10 protein-coding genes are annotated in these 17,284 nt (G+C 40.7%); 8 read left to right on the forward strand and 2 right to left on the reverse strand.

The genetic code is table 11. From position 1 onward, the window contains the following. Positions 1 to 77: 77 nt before the first annotated feature. The 5 genes from DDR33_RS09785 (at position 78) to DDR33_RS09810 (ending at position 9,601) form a co-directional block, all read left to right on the forward strand. Positions 78 to 2,780: a TonB-dependent receptor gene (locus DDR33_RS09785; RefSeq protein WP_109415600.1), complete on the forward strand. Its 2,703-nt coding sequence runs from the start codon at positions 78 to 80 to the stop codon at positions 2,778 to 2,780. Between the two features lie 162 nt (positions 2,781 to 2,942). Further along, positions 2,943 to 4,223, forward strand: a complete 1,281-nt coding sequence (locus tag DDR33_RS09790) for an alkaline phosphatase family protein (RefSeq protein WP_109415601.1) — start codon at positions 2,943 to 2,945, stop codon at positions 4,221 to 4,223. A 551-nt stretch (positions 4,224 to 4,774) separates the two neighbouring features. Continuing rightward, positions 4,775 to 5,038 (forward strand): hypothetical protein, encoded by a 264-nt coding sequence (locus DDR33_RS09795; protein WP_109415602.1) that lies wholly within the window; start codon positions 4,775 to 4,777, stop codon positions 5,036 to 5,038. A gap of 127 nt (positions 5,039 to 5,165) precedes the next feature. After that, entirely contained in the window at positions 5,166 to 5,972 is an 807-nt protein-coding gene (locus DDR33_RS25560; RefSeq protein ID WP_146198736.1) for a hypothetical protein, read from the forward strand. Between the two features lie 539 nt (positions 5,973 to 6,511). Continuing rightward, positions 6,512 to 9,601 (forward strand): lantibiotic dehydratase, encoded by a 3,090-nt coding sequence (locus tag DDR33_RS09810; RefSeq protein WP_109415605.1) that lies wholly within the window; start codon positions 6,512 to 6,514, stop codon positions 9,599 to 9,601. Between the two features lie 4 nt (positions 9,602 to 9,605). Here DDR33_RS09810 and DDR33_RS09815 read toward each other — a convergent pair whose 3' ends face one another. Together DDR33_RS09815 and DDR33_RS09820 are read right to left on the reverse strand one after the other, a co-directional pair. Next, positions 9,606 to 10,334 carry a LytR/AlgR family response regulator transcription factor gene (locus DDR33_RS09815; protein ID WP_109415606.1) on the reverse strand — a complete coding sequence of 243 codons (729 nt, stop codon included), beginning with the start codon at positions 10,332 to 10,334 and terminating at the stop codon, positions 9,606 to 9,608. Positions 10,335 to 10,338: 4 nt separating this feature from the next. Further along, positions 10,339 to 11,394, reverse strand: a complete 1,056-nt coding sequence (locus tag DDR33_RS09820; RefSeq protein ID WP_109415607.1) for a sensor histidine kinase — start codon at positions 11,392 to 11,394, stop codon at positions 10,339 to 10,341. A gap of 500 nt (positions 11,395 to 11,894) precedes the next feature. Between DDR33_RS09820 and DDR33_RS09825 the strand changes: the two genes are divergently transcribed. From DDR33_RS09825 to DDR33_RS09835, 3 genes are all read left to right on the forward strand, one after another. Then, complete coding sequence (locus tag DDR33_RS09825) at positions 11,895 to 12,452, forward strand: RNA polymerase sigma factor (protein WP_109415608.1); 558 nt, start codon at positions 11,895 to 11,897, stop codon at positions 12,450 to 12,452. A gap of 64 nt (positions 12,453 to 12,516) precedes the next feature. Continuing rightward, the gene (locus DDR33_RS09830; protein ID WP_109415609.1) at positions 12,517 to 13,725 is read left to right on the forward strand and encodes a FecR family protein; all 1,209 of its coding nucleotides are present in this window, start codon (positions 12,517 to 12,519) and stop codon (positions 13,723 to 13,725) included. Between the two features lie 229 nt (positions 13,726 to 13,954). Next, positions 13,955 to 17,284, forward strand: coding sequence for a TonB-dependent receptor (locus DDR33_RS09835; protein ID WP_238387745.1), 3,330 nt, complete (start codon positions 13,955 to 13,957; stop codon positions 17,282 to 17,284).

Genomic DNA, 17,284 nt, shown 5'->3' on the forward strand with positions numbered 1-17,284 from the left:
TTTTTGAAAAACGTAGCTATCTTTGTCGTCGAAAATCAGAATAAAATTTTCATTTTTTTATCAAACAGCAAATTTTTATGAAGAAAATTTTACTTTCCTTAGTTGTGGTAGCAATGATTGTTGCTTCTGCGGTGAATGCGTATGCTCAGGAAATAGTGAAGGGTAAAGTTGTAGATGCTTCGACAAAAGAAGCCTTACCCGGGGCCTCTGTGCTTCTGAAAGGGACAAAAAAGAGTGTATCTACGGGTTTAGATGGTTCTTTCTCGATTTCGGCAACTTCCCCCGGTACCCTTGTAATTTCCTACATTGGGTATATCCAGAAGGAGATCGAATTCAGTGGAGCGATTAATTTAGGTAATATTCAGATAGAACCTAATGCTACCTCCATGCAGGAGGTGACCGTTACCGGTAATGTGGCTATAGACCGGAAGACTCCCGTTGCATTTTCTACCGTCAAGGCTGTGGATATTGAATCCAAAGGGGTGAACAGAGAGTTTCCCGAACTATTGAAAAGTACCCCTTCGGTCTACACAACTAAAGCCGGCGGTGCTTTCGGTGACTCACGTATCGTTATCCGTGGTTTTTCTCAGGAAAATATAGCGGTAATGGTGAACGGGGTTCCTGTAAATGATATGGAGAACCAAAGAGTTTACTGGTCTAACTGGGCTGGCTTAACTGACGTTACAAGCAGCATGCAGGTTCAGAGAGGCTTAGGTGCTTCAAAGTTGTCTGTTAGTTCAGTAGGTGGTACTATTAATATCGTTACCAAACCTACAGAGATGACCGCTGGTGGTTCCGTAAGCGCTAATATGGGGAACGACGATTTTATGAAGTATACGGTGAGCTATTCAAGTGGTAAATTGCCGAGCGGACTGGCTTTGACGGTACTGGGAAGTTTAAACCAGGGAGACGGATATGTTCAGGGGACTCAGTACAGAGGCTGGAACTGGTTTGCATCTCTCGGTTACGAGATCAATTCAAAACACTTGTTAACTTTCACAGCAACCGGTGCTCCTCAATGGCATAACCAGAGGTCTTTCTCTTTACCGTACCAAACTTACTACGGAAATCCTAATGATCCTTCAGTTATCGCTAGAGGAAGTAAATACAATGACTCATGGGGCTATTTAAATGGCGAGGAGTTCAACGCTAAGAAGAATTTCTATCATAAGCCGGTGTTTAATTTAAATCATTACTGGAATATCTCTGATAAACTTGAGTTAAATTCAATCGCTTATTATTCCATTGGACGGGGTGGCGGTACTGCGGCTAGTGGCCGCATTAATAATACCACTTATGAAAGATTGCCTAGAACAGAGGATGGCCTTATCAACTGGGACGATATTTCAAAATGGAATTCTGGTACTGCAGTGAATGGCTTCGGTGCCCAAACCGCGAATACGCCTATTGCTTCGGGAACTTATCAGGGACAATATCAGTTAAGTACGTCTGGAAACAACTCAGGAATCTCTCGGATTTCTTCTATGAACGAGCATAACTGGTATGGGTTAATCAGTAATCTTGGTTATAGAATCAATGATAAATTCAACCTTTCTGCCGGTATCGACTATCGTGGTTATAAGGGATTGCACTACCAGAGAGTTGAAGATTTCATTGGTGGAGATGTCTTCTTTGAAACGAAAGATGCAAACGAAAATCCTAAGTACATCTTAAATGGAGATAAAAAAAGTACAGTAGGATATGACAATCCCGGCTACGTTCAGCAATATGGTGGTCAGGCATCTTTAGAGTATACATATGGTTCATGGGATATTTTTGTAGCAGGTGCTGCTAATAATACAAGCTATCAGAGAGAAGATAAATTTTTAGCTTCGGATGATGAGAACCGTAAGACGCCTAAATACAACTACTTTGCCTACACAGCTAAAGGCGGAGCTAACTATCGTATTGATGAAAAGCACAACGTGTTTGCCAATATTGGTTATTTCACGCGTGCTCCTTTCTACAACGCGATTTTTGCGGCGAACAGCAACTTGCCTAATAAGATCAATAAGGATCTGGAAAATGAGAAGGTCTTTGGTACAGAGTTGGGTTATAGCTTCCGCAGCAGGGTGTTCAGTGCGAATGTGAATCTTTACAGGACTATGTGGTCAGATAAGACCATCTCCGGATCTTCCTATGTAGAACAAGGTGTCCGCTATCGTGATCTCACTGTAGGTGCAAAGCAGTTGAGCCAGGGATTAGAGATTGACATGGCAACTACGCCGATTCGTAAACTCGAGCTTACTGGTATGTTTTCATTAGGTAACTTTGAATACAAAGATAATGCGCAGGCTTTAAAGATTAATGACGACACTAATACACCTACCAGCGACTTTAAGACAGTATACATTAAAGGTCTTAAGGTAGGGGATGTTGCTCACGTGACTTATGCATTGGGCGCTAGCTACGAGGTAGTAAAGAATGTTCGCGTAAGGGCAGATCTCAACTCTTTTGATAAGTTGTATGCAAGATATCTATACGAGCAGCGCACTGCAGTGGAGAGCGCTGGTACACAGCCATGGCAGCTTCCTTCTTATACATTAGTAGATGCTGGTGTGTCTTACCGATTCAATCTGTATAAGACTCCGATAACTTTGAGATTCAACGTGGACAATATTTTTGATGAAAAATATATTGCGGAATCTTACACTGATACTAAGTTTGATCCAACCGATGCTACCGATTTTGAAATTGGAAAAGGAGGATCAGGTAAGAGGAATACTGTTTTCCCTGGATGGGGCAGAACATGGAACCTGGGGCTTAAGGTCAATTTCTAAGATCTTCCCATAAAAAAGAAGCCGTCTCATAGCAAAATGAGGCGGCTTCTTTTTTATGGGAGTTGTTGTGAGTTTACTACTTCCAGATTGTATTTGACTCTCTGGGATATTTTCATTTCTTACATTTGCCTTTATAACTTTCTTAATATTCACTGCATTGCCATGAGAGTTTTTACCGTTACTATCTATAGTCTAATTTTCTACGGCTTTACACTTAGTTCTGCCTTTGCTCAAACCGATACTACCCAACGCATAGAACCTGGCAGAAGAAATAGCCAGGGACAACAACAGAAGCCTTACGTAATTCTAATTTCAGCGGATGGTTTCCGGTATGATTTTGCTACAAAGTATAATGCAACTTTTCTTCAATCGATGAAGAAGAAAGGCGTTAGCTCCCCTTATATGCAGCCGTCGTTTCCTTCATTGACTTTTCCGAATCATTATACGCTTGTTACAGGGCTGTATCCATCTCATCATGGCCTCATCGGTAATTCTTTCCAGGATCCGGAGAACAAAGAGTGGTATTCAAAATCAAAAAAGGAGGCCGTAACAGCTGGTAAATGGTATGGAGGGACGCCGTTATGGGTTTTGGCAGAACAACAGCAGATGGTGAGTGCCAGTTTTTATTGGGCCGGCTCGGAGGCGGACATTAAAGGTTTACGGCCAACATATTGGTATCCTTACAATGAAAAGATTTCTATGGACAGGAGGATTGCAACCGTAGTAAAATGGCTGAAGCTTCCAGAGGAACAAAGGCCGCACCTGATTACGTTTTATTTGCCGGAGGTTGATAATGCCGGACATGATTTTGGGCCTGATTCCAAGGAGGTTGAAGATGCTGTATCTGTTGTGGATTCTGCTGTCAGAAAATTAACAGAAGAGGTTGCGAAGACTGGCTTACCTGTTAACTTTATCTTCGTTTCAGACCATGGCCTTACGAAGGTTAATAACGAAAATCCTATTAAGATTTCTGAAATCCCGGCTGATACCACAAAATATACGATTTCGGGAAGTGGTACTATGGTTGAAGTCTTTGTTAAGAATAAGGGGGATGTCAATGCGGTTTACGATAAGCTAAAGCACAATGCTATGGGATATAAGGTGTATACGAAGTACAATACCCCTTCTTACTGGCACTTTTCGACCAATGATGATGTTTTCGGACGGATTGCTGATATTTTGCTTGAACCTCAGTGTCCTGAGTATTTCTCTGATAAGAAAGCTAAACCGGGTGCTCATGGCTATGATCCTGTAAAAGTAAAAGATATGCGGGCGATTTTTATTGCATGGGGACCGGCTTTTAAGTCATCTTTAAAAATCAGAGCTTTCGAAAATGTTCATATTTATCCATTAATTGTTAGAATTCTTGGATTGAACATGTCAGAAGAAATAGATGGAAGGAGAAGCGTGCTGGAGAATACTTTAAATGCTAGAGTTAATTGACAGGAATCGTATTTCATATTGTGAGCAGGGTAAAACTGAAGACATGTTTGTACCAAACGACGTTTTATGTTTTTGATATCTTGCAGGAAAATACAGACTATATTTGTAGTATGAGGTTTATTATTAGCCGATTTTCGATATTTTCCTTCATTTAGTCATTTAAAACTTAACCTTTGAAATGGATGCATTCTGTAAGTGATTTGTTGACTTATAAACAACAATAGTAGATTTTTAAGTTGTTTCGGGTGATTTTTGCTTGAAACCCTGAGAAAAGAATCTACTGCAGTGGTTAAGAAAGATAGGTTGCGATTAATTTGATTAAATAAGACTTGATGTTTTTATTTAAATTCAACATGTGTTGATATTTATTTATCGTTAATCTTGGGATTAAGTGGTTCATTTTGTTATTTTTATAAATAGATGAACCGGGATCGCTTGACCAAATCAATGTTGTATTACTTAAGAGATGAACCGAGAATTAGAAGTGAATAATGTTGTTTCTTGATTGTTCAGATTAGTAAAAAAATCAATTTAACTTCAAAATTCAAACCATGAATATTAGAAAGGCATTACTTTTTATTATTTGCATTCTTGCGGTCATCTCTATAACATGTAGAAAAGATGTTGATAATAGAGAACGCAAGTCCATTGTCTTTACTTTAGAAGAAGTAAAGGCACAATTCCTCAAAAAGAAAATAGAGAAAAAGCTCGTTTACTTGGTAAATGATACAATAACGGCACAATGGGCCCCTGTTTGGACAAATAATTCTTTTTTTAAAGAGGAATATATATATTCCTCTTCAACAGGTATTTAGAGTTAATAACAAAAATAGGATCACTGCTCAAAACGAGACGAAAAGGTATTTAATTGCAAAAAAAAGTGCTGACACAATACAGTTCTTTTTAGCAAAGTATGTAAATGATCCGTCTGCAGAAAAAAGAGTGGGGAAAGAAAGTACAGTAAATTTTAAAGGCTTTAACGGATTGGCTGTCATATCTTCACTTGACAATGGATCTCAGAGAGCAGTACAATACAAACAAGGGAAAGAAACGACGAGTAAGAAGGCGACTGTAAGTTCATGTATAAAATGGTATTTTGCTGAATTCTATAGTATCTGTAATGGCCAGAATGATTTTGCAGAAACGTTTTCTCAAAATTCAGTTGCTTGTCCGCAGAGAGCACCGGCAGGTTATTGCGGTGGATGCGGCTATTGTGGTGTTCCTGGAACTTGTCAATATCCTTGGAGTAAAATATCAGAGATCGTTATAGAAAATTGTAATAACCCCGATCCTACCAATCCCGATCCAGATCCAAGCGATCCACCTACTAATCCTCCCTTACCTCCCGATAACGGTCTTATATTCGCAAGGTTGGAAATGACAACTAATACAACCTCTGGCCATAATGGAGACGATGAATACACAAGAAATTCAGCTCATTTGTACGTGAGATTTTATAAGGATTTTCATTGTACAATACCAATAGCCGCAGATCCGTCAATTTCCTTTGGCATAGCTGTTATTTATAGAAGTTCATGGTATAATGGAGGTACGTATAATGAGTCTACAATTACCGCGAGTAACGCAAATAATAACCAATATCAGTTAGATCTGGGAGTTTATAATACATATGACTATTATAAATATTACGACCTATCAATGGGGTACATGGAAGAGATTTCATCATGGGAGTATACCTTGGCGGGAGGGGAAAAATATAACGCAATTTTAAATCCATACTATTACTGATTCAAATGAGAGCAAGTTCTGTCTTAATTAGCCTCTAAGACGATTAAAGCGAAGGAATAAGGATCTCTGTATATGGGAGGAGGGACCTTGTTCCTTTTTGCATACTATACAAAAAGACTAAAATATATGCAAACGATTGAATAGCTCAAAAAGGGGCTACTATCTCTGGAGTCAGTTTAATATTATAGTTTTTGATAAAAAACCATATAATCAGTCCGGGTTGCCCCGGTACTGAACTTTTATGGCCGATAAGATTGGTGCCAAAATTTATATAAAAGGGAGACGCAGGGTAAGCATAGCTCTTTCTCATTCCTTCTTCTAAGAGGTGCTGTCCAGCTCCCGGATAAGTCCGGGAACTCAACAACATATCTGTTACGGCTATTGCTTCCCTAAACCAAGCCGTTTGGTTTTTATTTCTGTAGCCTTATTACCTGCTATAAGAACGTCAAAATGTAGTAATGCTGGTGTTTTTTTATTGAACGTGTGTGCATCAACTCTCTAAAGATAGCACAGAGTATTTCTTTTGTAAAAAAACTTACATGAATGTGGAGATTGTAGTGATGAATGCTCGTATTGTGAAGACGAATGAAACATTCATGTATATGGAACAGTTGAAATTTTACCCAAAACTCATACTCCGTAGCCCATCAAGGAGTATTGAAGAGTACGCATCCGCTTCACTGGATCAACTCTTGGCAGATCGTGATTTTAAGCAGGCTTTAAAGCATGCCAACCCCATGTTCTTCGGACTCCTCTCCAAAAAGGCATTCAACGCAGAGAAGTTGAATGATCAGGAAATTTCTACATTGAAAAAGTATCTGAACAGAATGTGCTTCAGGCCTACCCCGTTTGGATTGTTCTCCTCTTTTTCCGTCGTTGATTGGAACGGGGAGAATCTACCGGCCGTTTTTCTAAGAGAACAACAACGCGTTCATGTGTTGCCTGATCAGATTATCAACCATTTGCTTAATAGCTTGCTGAAGGAAAATACCGATCCTTCCGCACTACATTACAGGAGTAATGTATCATGTTATATCATTCACCAGGAGATAAGGTACTTACAAACATGTATTGTAAAAGGTACGATTGAGTATCAACTGCAAAGTGTTCCTGCAAACTTCGTAAACCGTAAGATCCTGAAATTTTGCGATAAGGGGAGGTCTTTAGCTGAAATTATCAGGTTTTTAATGGAGCAGGTATCCTGTGATTCTGAAGAAGCTCAGCATTATTGTGAATTCCTCATAGAAAATGGAATGCTGGTTTCCGCATTCTTTTTTAATGTTACGGGAACTCCTTATTGGTCAAGATTTATTGATAAAGTTAGTGAGGATACGCCATTGCGTAGTGTGCTTTTGGATCTCGATGAGAAACTGAAATTGTCTGACCTGGATAAGGCCGGTGAAACAGTGAAGAAGCTTATGGCGGTTAATGGTTATCCCGAAAGTGAAGAAAAATCACTGTTGTATGTTAATTTTGAAAGAAAAATCACGCCTGGAGGCGGTTTGTCATCCTTTATCCAGCCTCTCATTCTGGATGCGATAGACTGTTGTAAACGACTTAGTCTTCCTGCCGTTGCTCCGGATATGACACAGTTTATCCGGCTGTTCAAAGATCGCTATGATTTGCAGCAGATACCTTTGCTGCAAGTGCTCGACCCGGAAGCTGGTATAGGATATGGAAATACGAATTACGAGGTGCTTCTTTTAAAGGATCTTACTTTTAAAGATCAGGCTGAAAGTCCCGGAAATAAATGGTCGGACGTACATGTTCTTCTTTTGAAATTATGGAACGAGGGCCGGGTTACAAAAGGAGGACTTCCTTTGATCATGATAGACAAAGAAGCCTTGTATGCGCTGCCTGCTTCCGAAAATGTTTCTCTGCCTCCCAGTTCGTCTGTTATCTTCAGACTTACAGGAGAAAACGTTTTTATTGAGTCTGCCGGCGGGGCCACTGCGATGCAGCTGGCCGGGCGATTTACCTTGTTTAGTGAAGAGTTGCTGAATGCAATGAGGGATATTGCGCGTGCTGAAGAAAGACTAAATCCCGAAGTTGTATTTGCAGAAATTATTCACTTAACGGGTGCGCATACCGATAACATCAATTTACGGGAAAATATCTATGAGTTTGATCTGATCGTTTCGGGGCAATCGGTATTGCGGCCGGAGAAACAGATATTTTTAAATGATCTCCTTGTTTCAGTGCGAAACAACAAGGTGGTTTTGTATTCCAGGAGACTTGATAAAGTGATCGTACCCAGACTAAGTTCCGCATATAATTATCGACTTAATGATCTTCCTGTCTTTCGGTTCCTTTGTGACGTTCAAAACCAGGGTATCCAGCCGAATCTCTCTCTGGATCTTTCCGCTCTTTTCCCCGGATTGGACTTTTATCCCAGGGTAATGTACAAAAATAGTATTTTGTATCCGGCCACCTGGCGTCTTAAAGAATCAGTGATCCGAAAGATCTTGTCAGCATCTCCTGATGATCAAATTCGGTTATTTAATGAGTTTGCTGATGAAGCTATTTTAACTGAATATTTTTCTATTAACCAAAGCGACAGATACCTGGTGTTTAACCGTAAGTCAGAGAATGATATTCGTTTTTTTCTAAAAACTGTAGCTAACAAGGAGGATGTGATATTGAAGGAGTTTTTTACTCCTGATTCTGCTTTATTTAGCCTGCGGGATGAGCAGAGCAAGTTATACGGACATCAGCTCATATGCTTCCTGGTAAATGATAAAAACGTATATAACGGAGGTTTTGTAGGGCATGCACCCGCTATTAAAAAGCAAAGACTTTTTTTGCCCGGCAGTGAATGGCTTTATATAAAAATTTATTGTAAACCCATCGCAGCGAATCATCTGTTAAGTCATGTACTGATGCCGCTTATCAGCAAGAAGCAGCATGCTATAAGTAAATGGTTTTTTATACGATACAGTGATCCTCATCCGCATATCCGTTTGAGATTGAAGCTGTTTAATGAAGAGCCGGCTGGCATTATTGGATTTATCAGTAACCGGCTTGAAAAAGAGATCCATAGTGGTATAATAGTGTCTTATGTAGTGGATGCCTATCAAAGAGAACTTGAACGCTACGGGGCTGCAATAGAACTGGTTGAAGATGTTTTTCATGAAGGTTCGTTGCTGGTAGCCAGCCTTCTGAGAGGACTTCATGACTTTGAACAGACAGCTACAGAGTATTCTGTCACTTTTGTCAGCCTCTTGAGTTTGTTTAAATCTGTTAATTCAGATCTCTCCTTTAATATAGATCTTTTTGAAGACTATTATTCGGGCTTGTTTGCAGAATTCAGGGGAAATAAGCTACTAAAGATACAGCTCGATCAAAAGTACCGGATGTTTAAGAGAGATCTGGAGAGATGGGAGAGGTCGGGAGAAAAAGAGATTTATTCCTTTTCTGCAAGAAAACATCAGCGGAGCTTTAATAAAGCTGTCCGCTTGTTGCTTCAAGCCATTCCCCAAAAGGGATATAAAAAATACCTGTCGGACATGGTACATATGCAGATCAACCGGATCTTAACTGATGAACATCGTAAGCAGGAACTGGTAATTTCCTATTGTTTGTTTAAGCACTATACGTCTATGTACAAGAGGCAATATCAGGAAGTATGACACGTTAAATCTTCCTTTTTGAGTTAAGAAGCCGTTTTGACAACTTTTCCAGAAACGGTATTCTAAAGGTAGTGCCGATATCGATTTTTTCTCCGTTTACAAGAAATATGCGGTTGCCTTCTACTGCTTTAATTTTCCGGTTGTTAATGATTGTCGATTTGTGTACACGTGAAAAATGCTCCTCCGGGAGAAATTGTTCAATTTCAGCCATTGTGAGGTAAACCAGGTGCTTTTCATTTTCCAGATTGATCTCTATGTAGTTTCCTTCGGATTTTACGAAAACAATCTCGGCAAATTCAAATCGTATGATTTTTCCTTTAAACTCACTTTTTGCAAAAAAGAAGTCCTCCTCTTTTGGAGGACTTGCTGTTTCTTTAGAAGCAAGGTGCTTCCTTGCTTTTTGTATGCTCTTTAAAAATCGCTGATACTGAACCGGCTTTACAAGGAAGTCGAACGCTTCTTTTTCAAACGCCTGTACTGCAAATCGGGGATGCGCCGTTGTAAAGATGATCAGGCTGTATACAGAAACATATCCGGCAAACTCCAGCCCGGAAAGCTGCGGCATATCTACATCAGCAAAAATGACATCGGGAAAATGAGTTTTGCCGATCTCACTTAATGCATGTAGTGGATTGGTTGTCGTACCAATCAATTTAAGCCCATCAGTCTTCCCTATATACTCTTCCAGAATTTCAATAGCATGAAATTCGTCATCCACTATGTAACAAGTCATGTTTCTATAAAGATAGTTTTAATTCAGTAAAGAAAATTGATCCTTCTTTTTTTGTTTCCAAATGAAACCTTTCCGGGTAATGCGTGGCGAGCCGGGTCTTCACATTGCTTAATCCAATGTTTCTTCCCGGAAGAGGATGTGAAGGCCTGATTTTATTCCTGCTTGTAAACGATAGTTCGTCGTTGTTTACGCTTATTTCAATTAATGCCGGGTTTTTATGGTCTGTCAGGTCGCCGTGTTTATAGATGTTTTCAACAAGGGTAAGAAGGATGAGTGGAGGTACTCTGATATCTTCAAAATCTCCGTTGAAATTTGCGTCTACATATAATTGATTTCTGAACCGAAGCTGGTTTAACTTCAGGAAGTTTTCAATTTGTTCAACTTCCTGATCAAGGTGAGTCTTGTTATCATCACTGATGTCTTCCAGTGAATACTGCATGAGTTGGGATAGCAGCATGATGCATTCTGCGGCTTCGGCAGAAGTACGTCTGACACTGTTATAGATAAAATTAAGAGTATTGAAGAGTAAGTGAGGATTGATCTGGGATTGTAGAAAGGCGTTTTCTGCTTTTATGAGGTTCTTTTCTACTTCCAGTTTGTGTTTTTCTGCATCGCTGAGTTTTTTTCTGTAATCGAGGAGGTACTTTGCGGCGCTGTATCCTATACTGAATGTCATAAACTGAACACCTCTGGTAAGATTTCTAAAAACGTGTTCCCAGTCGGTCTCTTTCTTTCGTTGTACAGGGTAATATCCCATTACATAATAATCCATAACCGTTTTTACAGCGAGATAAAGGATCAGCCCTAAGAGTGTTAATACTATAAATACATAAGGTGCTTTTGATTTGGAGAAACAATACTCCAGAATACAAAAAGAACTGAAATAAAAATATCCAATGTTTAAAATGTAATATGCAATATAAGTGGAGGGGCCATAAATAAAGGAACCGAAGCTGATATAGATACTGAGTAATTCATAGATGATGAAAATTGTCCAGACTAGTAAATGTTGAATATATGTTTGCCGGAGGAGCTCTCTGAATTGTTTTCTTTTTGTCATTGAAATGTAATCACACTGGTTTCATCTTTCTAAACCTTACGCTCGTGTAAAAAAATTTTCTGACAGAGCATAAGCCATCAACTTGGGAAAAAGCAAAATTATGAAAAAGCTCAATTCCAAGAAACTGGTTTGTAAGGCAACCGTTCGTTTTAAATTTAAGGGGAAATCGATTACTAACAGTTTTAACTTTCCGACTGATCCAACAAATCCCACTGTTACAAGTAGTAGTCTTGTATATTGATATTAAATAAATCCTGCGAGGATTTTTAATGTGCTTTTAATATTCTCTTAATATTAAACCGCTTCTTTTGGCTCAGTAAGATCCGTCGATTCATGGTTGTCTGTTTTCTGGATACAATTATTGGATTTATCGTCAATGGTTATCCGAAAAGGAAGGGCCTGTAGAAATATTTTATATTCAGTTTAGTAAAAACCGCATATAAAATATTTCTATCTTAGTTGATAGAACACTGATATAACGCTGGTTAGCTGGTACGAGCATGGAAGAAGATAAGTTTTTATTGAGAAGAATGCAGGAGGGCAGCAGTGAGGCGTTTGATGCCCTTTATGAAAAGTACTGGGAAGTCGTCTATTCAGCCGCATTTAAGAGACTTACTGACGCTGATTATGCAAAAGATATCACCCAGGATATTTTTCTTCAGCTTTGGACGAGGCGGGAGGAGCTGCTTATAGACAATTTGCCGGGTTATCTTTTTACAGCAGTAAGAAATAATGTATTTAAATGGCTGGAGAAAGAGCAGAAATATACTCCTATTCCTGAACTGCTTTCACAACTCGAAATATCCAAAGATCAGGCGGACGCTTACATCCTGAAAAAGGAATTTCTGAACGTTTATGAAATGCTTGTCGGTTCTCTTACTCCTTCACAACAAGTTATTTTTAAGATGCGGTTTAACCAGGATCTCTCCACAGAAGAGATCGCAGAGCAACTAAATATTTCGCGCAAAACCGTACAAAATCAATTAGGCAAGAGCATTGCGCAATTGCGCCAATCACTCACTATCATTTGCCTTTTATCAATTCTCGGACTTTTTTAAAAAAAGTTAAAATTCCTGTGGGACTTTTTCGTGTTCGGCGGTCATTGATATAAAGAGCCGCTAAATGAACATGGATAGAGATGAGTTTCTCCGGATCCTGAGCAAATACAGAAGGGGAGAAGCTACTGACGCAGAGAAAGAGTTCCTGCATTCGTATTACAATCTTTTTGATGCCCGGGAAAGTCCTTTGGATATTATCAGCACAACTGAGAAGGAATCTCTGAAGGACAGCATGAAAAAAGAACTGCAGCGGCAAATAGCTTTGGATAGAAAGGGGGAAGTACGGGATCTTCATCGTCGTCGTTCTGTCTTACGCTGGATGGCGGCTGCGGTGGTTCTGGTCGTATCGGCTCTTACTATTTGGTTCTATCAAAATAATGAAAAAAGAATAAGTACCCGGAATCTGGCAGAAGCCAACCCCGTTAAAGCTAAGCGGCAGGATATAGCGCCGGGTGGTAACAAAGCTACATTGACACTTGCAGACGGATCTTCGGTAGTATTGGACAACGCTGGGGCAGGATTGGTGGCGGATCAGTCGGGTGCCTCCGTAAATAAAACTAAAGATGGCGAACTGATATACAGTCCTCATGAAACGAATAACAGTTCAGCAATTTCTTACAACACGGTTTCTATACCAAGAGGAGGGCAGTATTCTCTTGTGCTTTCCGACGGCACGAAGGTTTGGCTGAACTCCGCTTCTTCGATTCGCTTTCCTACTATTTTCAGCGATAATGAAAGGCGTATAGAAGTTACCGGGGAAGCCTATTTTGAAGTCAGTCATGTTTTCTCAAAAGCGGGCGACAGAATCCCGTTCATTGTCAGTTCGCGTGATCAGGAGATAAAAGTATTGGGTACTCATTTTAATATCAGTGCTTACGAAGACGAGGAGCATACATCTACTACATTACTGGAAGGAAGTGTTATCGTGAAAGCTGCAGGCAGTACAGGAAAAGAAGTAAAACTGCAACCCGGCCAGCAGGCTGTTGTCAATCCGGCTTCTTCATCTATCAGGGTACAGGATGCCGATCTCGAAAAAGCAGTTGCATGGAAAAACGGATACTTCAAATTCGACAAAGAAGATTTACCTGCCATCATGCGGCAGGTGTCGCGCTGGTATGACGTAGACGTGGAATACAGGGGCAAGGTTCAGTCGGACCAGTTTGTCGGGAAGATCAGAAGAACAGCTTACGTTTCCGGGGTTTTGCGCATTCTTGAATTAAGCAATGTGAACTGTCACATTGAGGGAAGAAAAATAATTGTAGGAAATAACTAAATAAGGCAGAAACTATGAAAACATAACTACACGCCCCTGAAGTTTGATCCAAAAGAACCGGAAGTGCTGCAACACCACCGGTTCGGTTCCCCGAAGGGATAGCCGGATTAACAAAAGATTTTATCTCGAACTCATCCATTAATCCAAACATCACAAATGTATGCATTTACACTCTCATGGTAAAATGCCTGGGATCAGGACGTTTTTATCATCCAAACCGTTTCTGGTAATGAAACTCACAGCAATTTTACTCACAATTACTTGTCTGCAGCTCAGCGCGAGAAGCTTTTCCCAAAATGTAAGTGTCTCGGTGAGAAATGTGCCGCTGGAGAAAGTATTAGCGGCCATAGAAAAGCAAAGCGGCTATTTTGTGTTCTATAAATACAATGAACTGAAACAGGCTAAGCCCGTTACTCTTCAGCTCAATAACGTGCCCCTTCTGAAGGCTTTGGAAGAAAGCTTCAGGGAACAGCCGTTTAAATATGTTATTGAGAACAATACGATTATAGTTACAAAGAAGACTGAAAAGGAGCGGGAAAAAGAGGCTCAGTTAATAGAAGTCAGGGGAAAGATTACCGATACAGAAGGACAGCCGCTGCCGGGAGCGACAGTCAGGGTGAAAAACTCGAATCAGGCGGTTGTTTCTGATGTGAACGGGACGTTTGTTCTGGGAAATGTAAAAGACAATGCTGTTCTTGTGGTAAGTTATACCGGCTTTGCTCAGCAGGAAATTCCTGTGAATGGAAGAACACAGGTAAATATCAGCCTGAAAGAGGATTTGCAGAACCTGAGTGAGGTGGTGGTTGTGGGGTATGGAACACAGAAGAAGGTAAATCTGACGGGTTCCGTAAGTGTGGTCACAGGCGCTGATATTGAGAACCGCCCCGTCAGAAATACCACATCTGCGTTACAGGGCTTAATGGCTGGGGTGACAGTAGTGAGCAGTACTGCCCTTCCCGGGAATAATGCTACTTCGATCCGTGTCAGAGGAATCGGAACGCTGAATGATGCTAATCCTCTACTGGTCGTGGACGGTGTGCCGGGAGGAAATATGAATATTCTTAATCCGGATGATATAGAGAGCATTTCTGTTTTAAAGGATGCTTCTTCTTCTTCTATTTACGGGGTACGGGGATCCAATGGAGTTATACTGGTCACCACAAAAAAGGGAAAAGGAGAACAGCCGTCTATTGGCTATAGCAATTACTTTGGTTTTCAAACCCCCACTGCTTTGCCCAAAAGGCTGGGATCGGTTGATTATATGCAACTACTTAATGAGTCGCGGGTGAATGTGGGGCTTAATCCTACTTATACCGATGGCCAGATTGAAATAGCCAGAAGTGGTTCAGATCCGAACTATTATGCCAATACCGACTGGGTAGATGCAATCATGAAAAAAAGCGCACCCCAGCAGAACCATAATGTAAGTATAAATGGTGGGGCAAAAAATCTGAACTACTACCTATCGTATGGTTATCTGAAAGAAGGAGGCCTGGTTACGGGTGATAAATATAAAGCCAAAAGGCAAAACATCCGGGCTAGACTGAACACAACCCTTTTCGACAGACTGGACTTGGATGCAAATGTGGGTTATATAGACAGGAATTATGCAGGATCGTCCGAGAGCGTTACATCTGCCGGTGGTCCCATTTATGCATCTATGCAGATCATTCCGCTCGTTCCTGTACGTTTTACTACAGGAGGTTGGGGGTATATCGGTGGGTCTCGTAATCCTGTAGCAGTGACAACTGACGGTGGAACGAACGATTTTGGTTCTCAGGAAATCACAGCGAATCTGCAGTCGAAGCTGAACCTTGGTAAGGGCTTAAGCTTAAAAGGGCAGTATGCTGTGATCCGCTCCAATTCTAAAAGAACAGTTTTCAATAAAACGATCAATTATTATAGCCCGGACGACGGTTCTTTAATTTATCAGACCAATCCAACAAACAGTTTGACTGCATCTGATTATACCAATTTCTATCAGTCGTTTTTAGGACTTGCAGAATATGAGAGAACTCTTGCCGAAAAACATGAACTAAAGGCGATGATAGCGTTTTCAAGGGAAGAAGAGATCAGTGATAATTTTTCGGCAAGCCGCCTGAGTCTTCCTTCCCAGGATGTACCTAATTTAAATATTGGTACAACCCAGCAGGAGAATAAAGCTAATGCCGAACAATGGGCATTACAATCAGTTTTTGGAAGGTTAAACTACATTTATAATAAGAAATACCTGGTGGAAGGAAACTTCAGGTATGATGGATCCTCACGCTTTATAAGCAGCCTCCGTTGGGACTGGTTTGCTTCAGGGTCCTTGGGATGGGTGTTTTCTGAGGAAAGCTTTTTCGAACCATTGAAAAAGGTGTTTGATTTTGGTAAGATCAGAGCTTCTTATGGGAACCAGGGAAATGATAATGTATTGAATTCTGATGGTGACCGGCTAAATTATGGGTTCCTGGCAACGATAGGTCCTGTTCAGACCATGCCCCTTGGGAATACCCCCCAAATTGGATACAGGCAAAATGGGGTTGCTAATGAGATAATAAGGTGGGAAGCGGGATCAAAACAAGATATCGGTATTGACCTCACTATGCTGAAAAGCCGCCTTGGGATTACAGCAGACTATTTTGTGAATAAAACCAACGCTATTCTTTTAAATGTTCCTCTTCCGGATGTAATGGGAATACGAGGTAATTATCCTCCTCAGAACGCCGGAAAAGTAGAGAACAGAGGGTGGGAGTTACTCTTGTCATGGAAAGACAGAATAAAGAAGGTAGGTTATGGAGCCAGTTTCAATATTTCGGATGTAAAAAATGAAGTAACAAGTCTTGGTGGTGTCGCTACAACACCTGCAGACCGGGTTCGGATGTTAGGTTATCCGATTGATGCTTTCTATGGATTTGTTTCTAATGGAATTGCACAGGAAGCTGATTTTGATTATAACCCTGCAACGAAGACATATACCCCGAGATTTCCTTACGACTCTCAGTACACACCTAAGCCGGGAGATATCATGCTGAAAGACCTTAACGGAGATGGTAAAATCACTACTGCCGACGACAGGCAGGTAATCGGGAATGCCATTCCCCGCTATACCTTTGGATTTCGTGGTGATGCGGAATGGAAAGGTCTGGACTTCCAGTTCTTCCTTCAGGGAGTTGGAAAAGCGAATGGTTTAATTACAGGCTCCGCAAGACACGCGTTTACTTCCGAATCCACTATGCCGCAGGATGTTCATCTAGACAGATGGACCATCGATAATCCGGATGCAACTTATCCCCGTCTGACCTATAATCAAACTTATAATCAACGCTTATCAACGTTCTGGCTGGAAGATGCTTCGTATCTCCGTCTTAAAAACATACAGCTTGGATATACATTGCCGGCTTCTCTTCTTCAGAAGGTCAGGGTAAGCCGTCTGAGGATATATGCGTCTGCCGACAACCTGTTCACCCGGTCAGACTACTTTCACGGATATGATCCGGAAAGCCCGGTAACTTCCGGAGGATACTACCCTCAGGTGAAAACATTTGTGTTTGGTTTGAACGTCAATTTGAAATAA

The sequence above is a fragment of the Pararcticibacter amylolyticus genome (genome assembly GCF_003130405.1).
Lineage (GTDB): Bacteria > Bacteroidota > Bacteroidia > Sphingobacteriales > Sphingobacteriaceae > Arcticibacter > Arcticibacter amylolyticus.

Excerpts from the sequence above, each read along its gene's own strand:
- DDR33_RS09785 (WP_109415600.1), top strand. The coding sequence starts at position 78 with ATGAAGAAAATTTTACTTTCCTTAGTTGTGGTAGCAATGATTGTTGCT.
- DDR33_RS09790 (WP_109415601.1), top strand. The coding sequence starts at position 2,943 with ATGAGAGTTTTTACCGTTACTATCTATAGTCTAATTTTCTACGGCTTT.
- DDR33_RS09795 (WP_109415602.1), top strand. The coding sequence starts at position 4,775 with ATGAATATTAGAAAGGCATTACTTTTTATTATTTGCATTCTTGCGGTC.
- DDR33_RS09810 (WP_109415605.1), top strand. The coding sequence starts at position 6,512 with ATGAATGTGGAGATTGTAGTGATGAATGCTCGTATTGTGAAGACGAAT.
- DDR33_RS09815 (WP_109415606.1), bottom strand. The coding sequence starts at position 10,334 with ATGACTTGTTACATAGTGGATGACGAATTTCATGCTATTGAAATTCTG.
- DDR33_RS09820 (WP_109415607.1), bottom strand. The coding sequence starts at position 11,394 with ATGACAAAAAGAAAACAATTCAGAGAGCTCCTCCGGCAAACATATATT.
- DDR33_RS09825 (WP_109415608.1), top strand. The coding sequence starts at position 11,895 with ATGGAAGAAGATAAGTTTTTATTGAGAAGAATGCAGGAGGGCAGCAGT.
- DDR33_RS09830 (WP_109415609.1), top strand. The coding sequence starts at position 12,517 with ATGAACATGGATAGAGATGAGTTTCTCCGGATCCTGAGCAAATACAGA.
- DDR33_RS09835 (WP_238387745.1), top strand. The coding sequence starts at position 13,955 with ATGAAACTCACAGCAATTTTACTCACAATTACTTGTCTGCAGCTCAGC.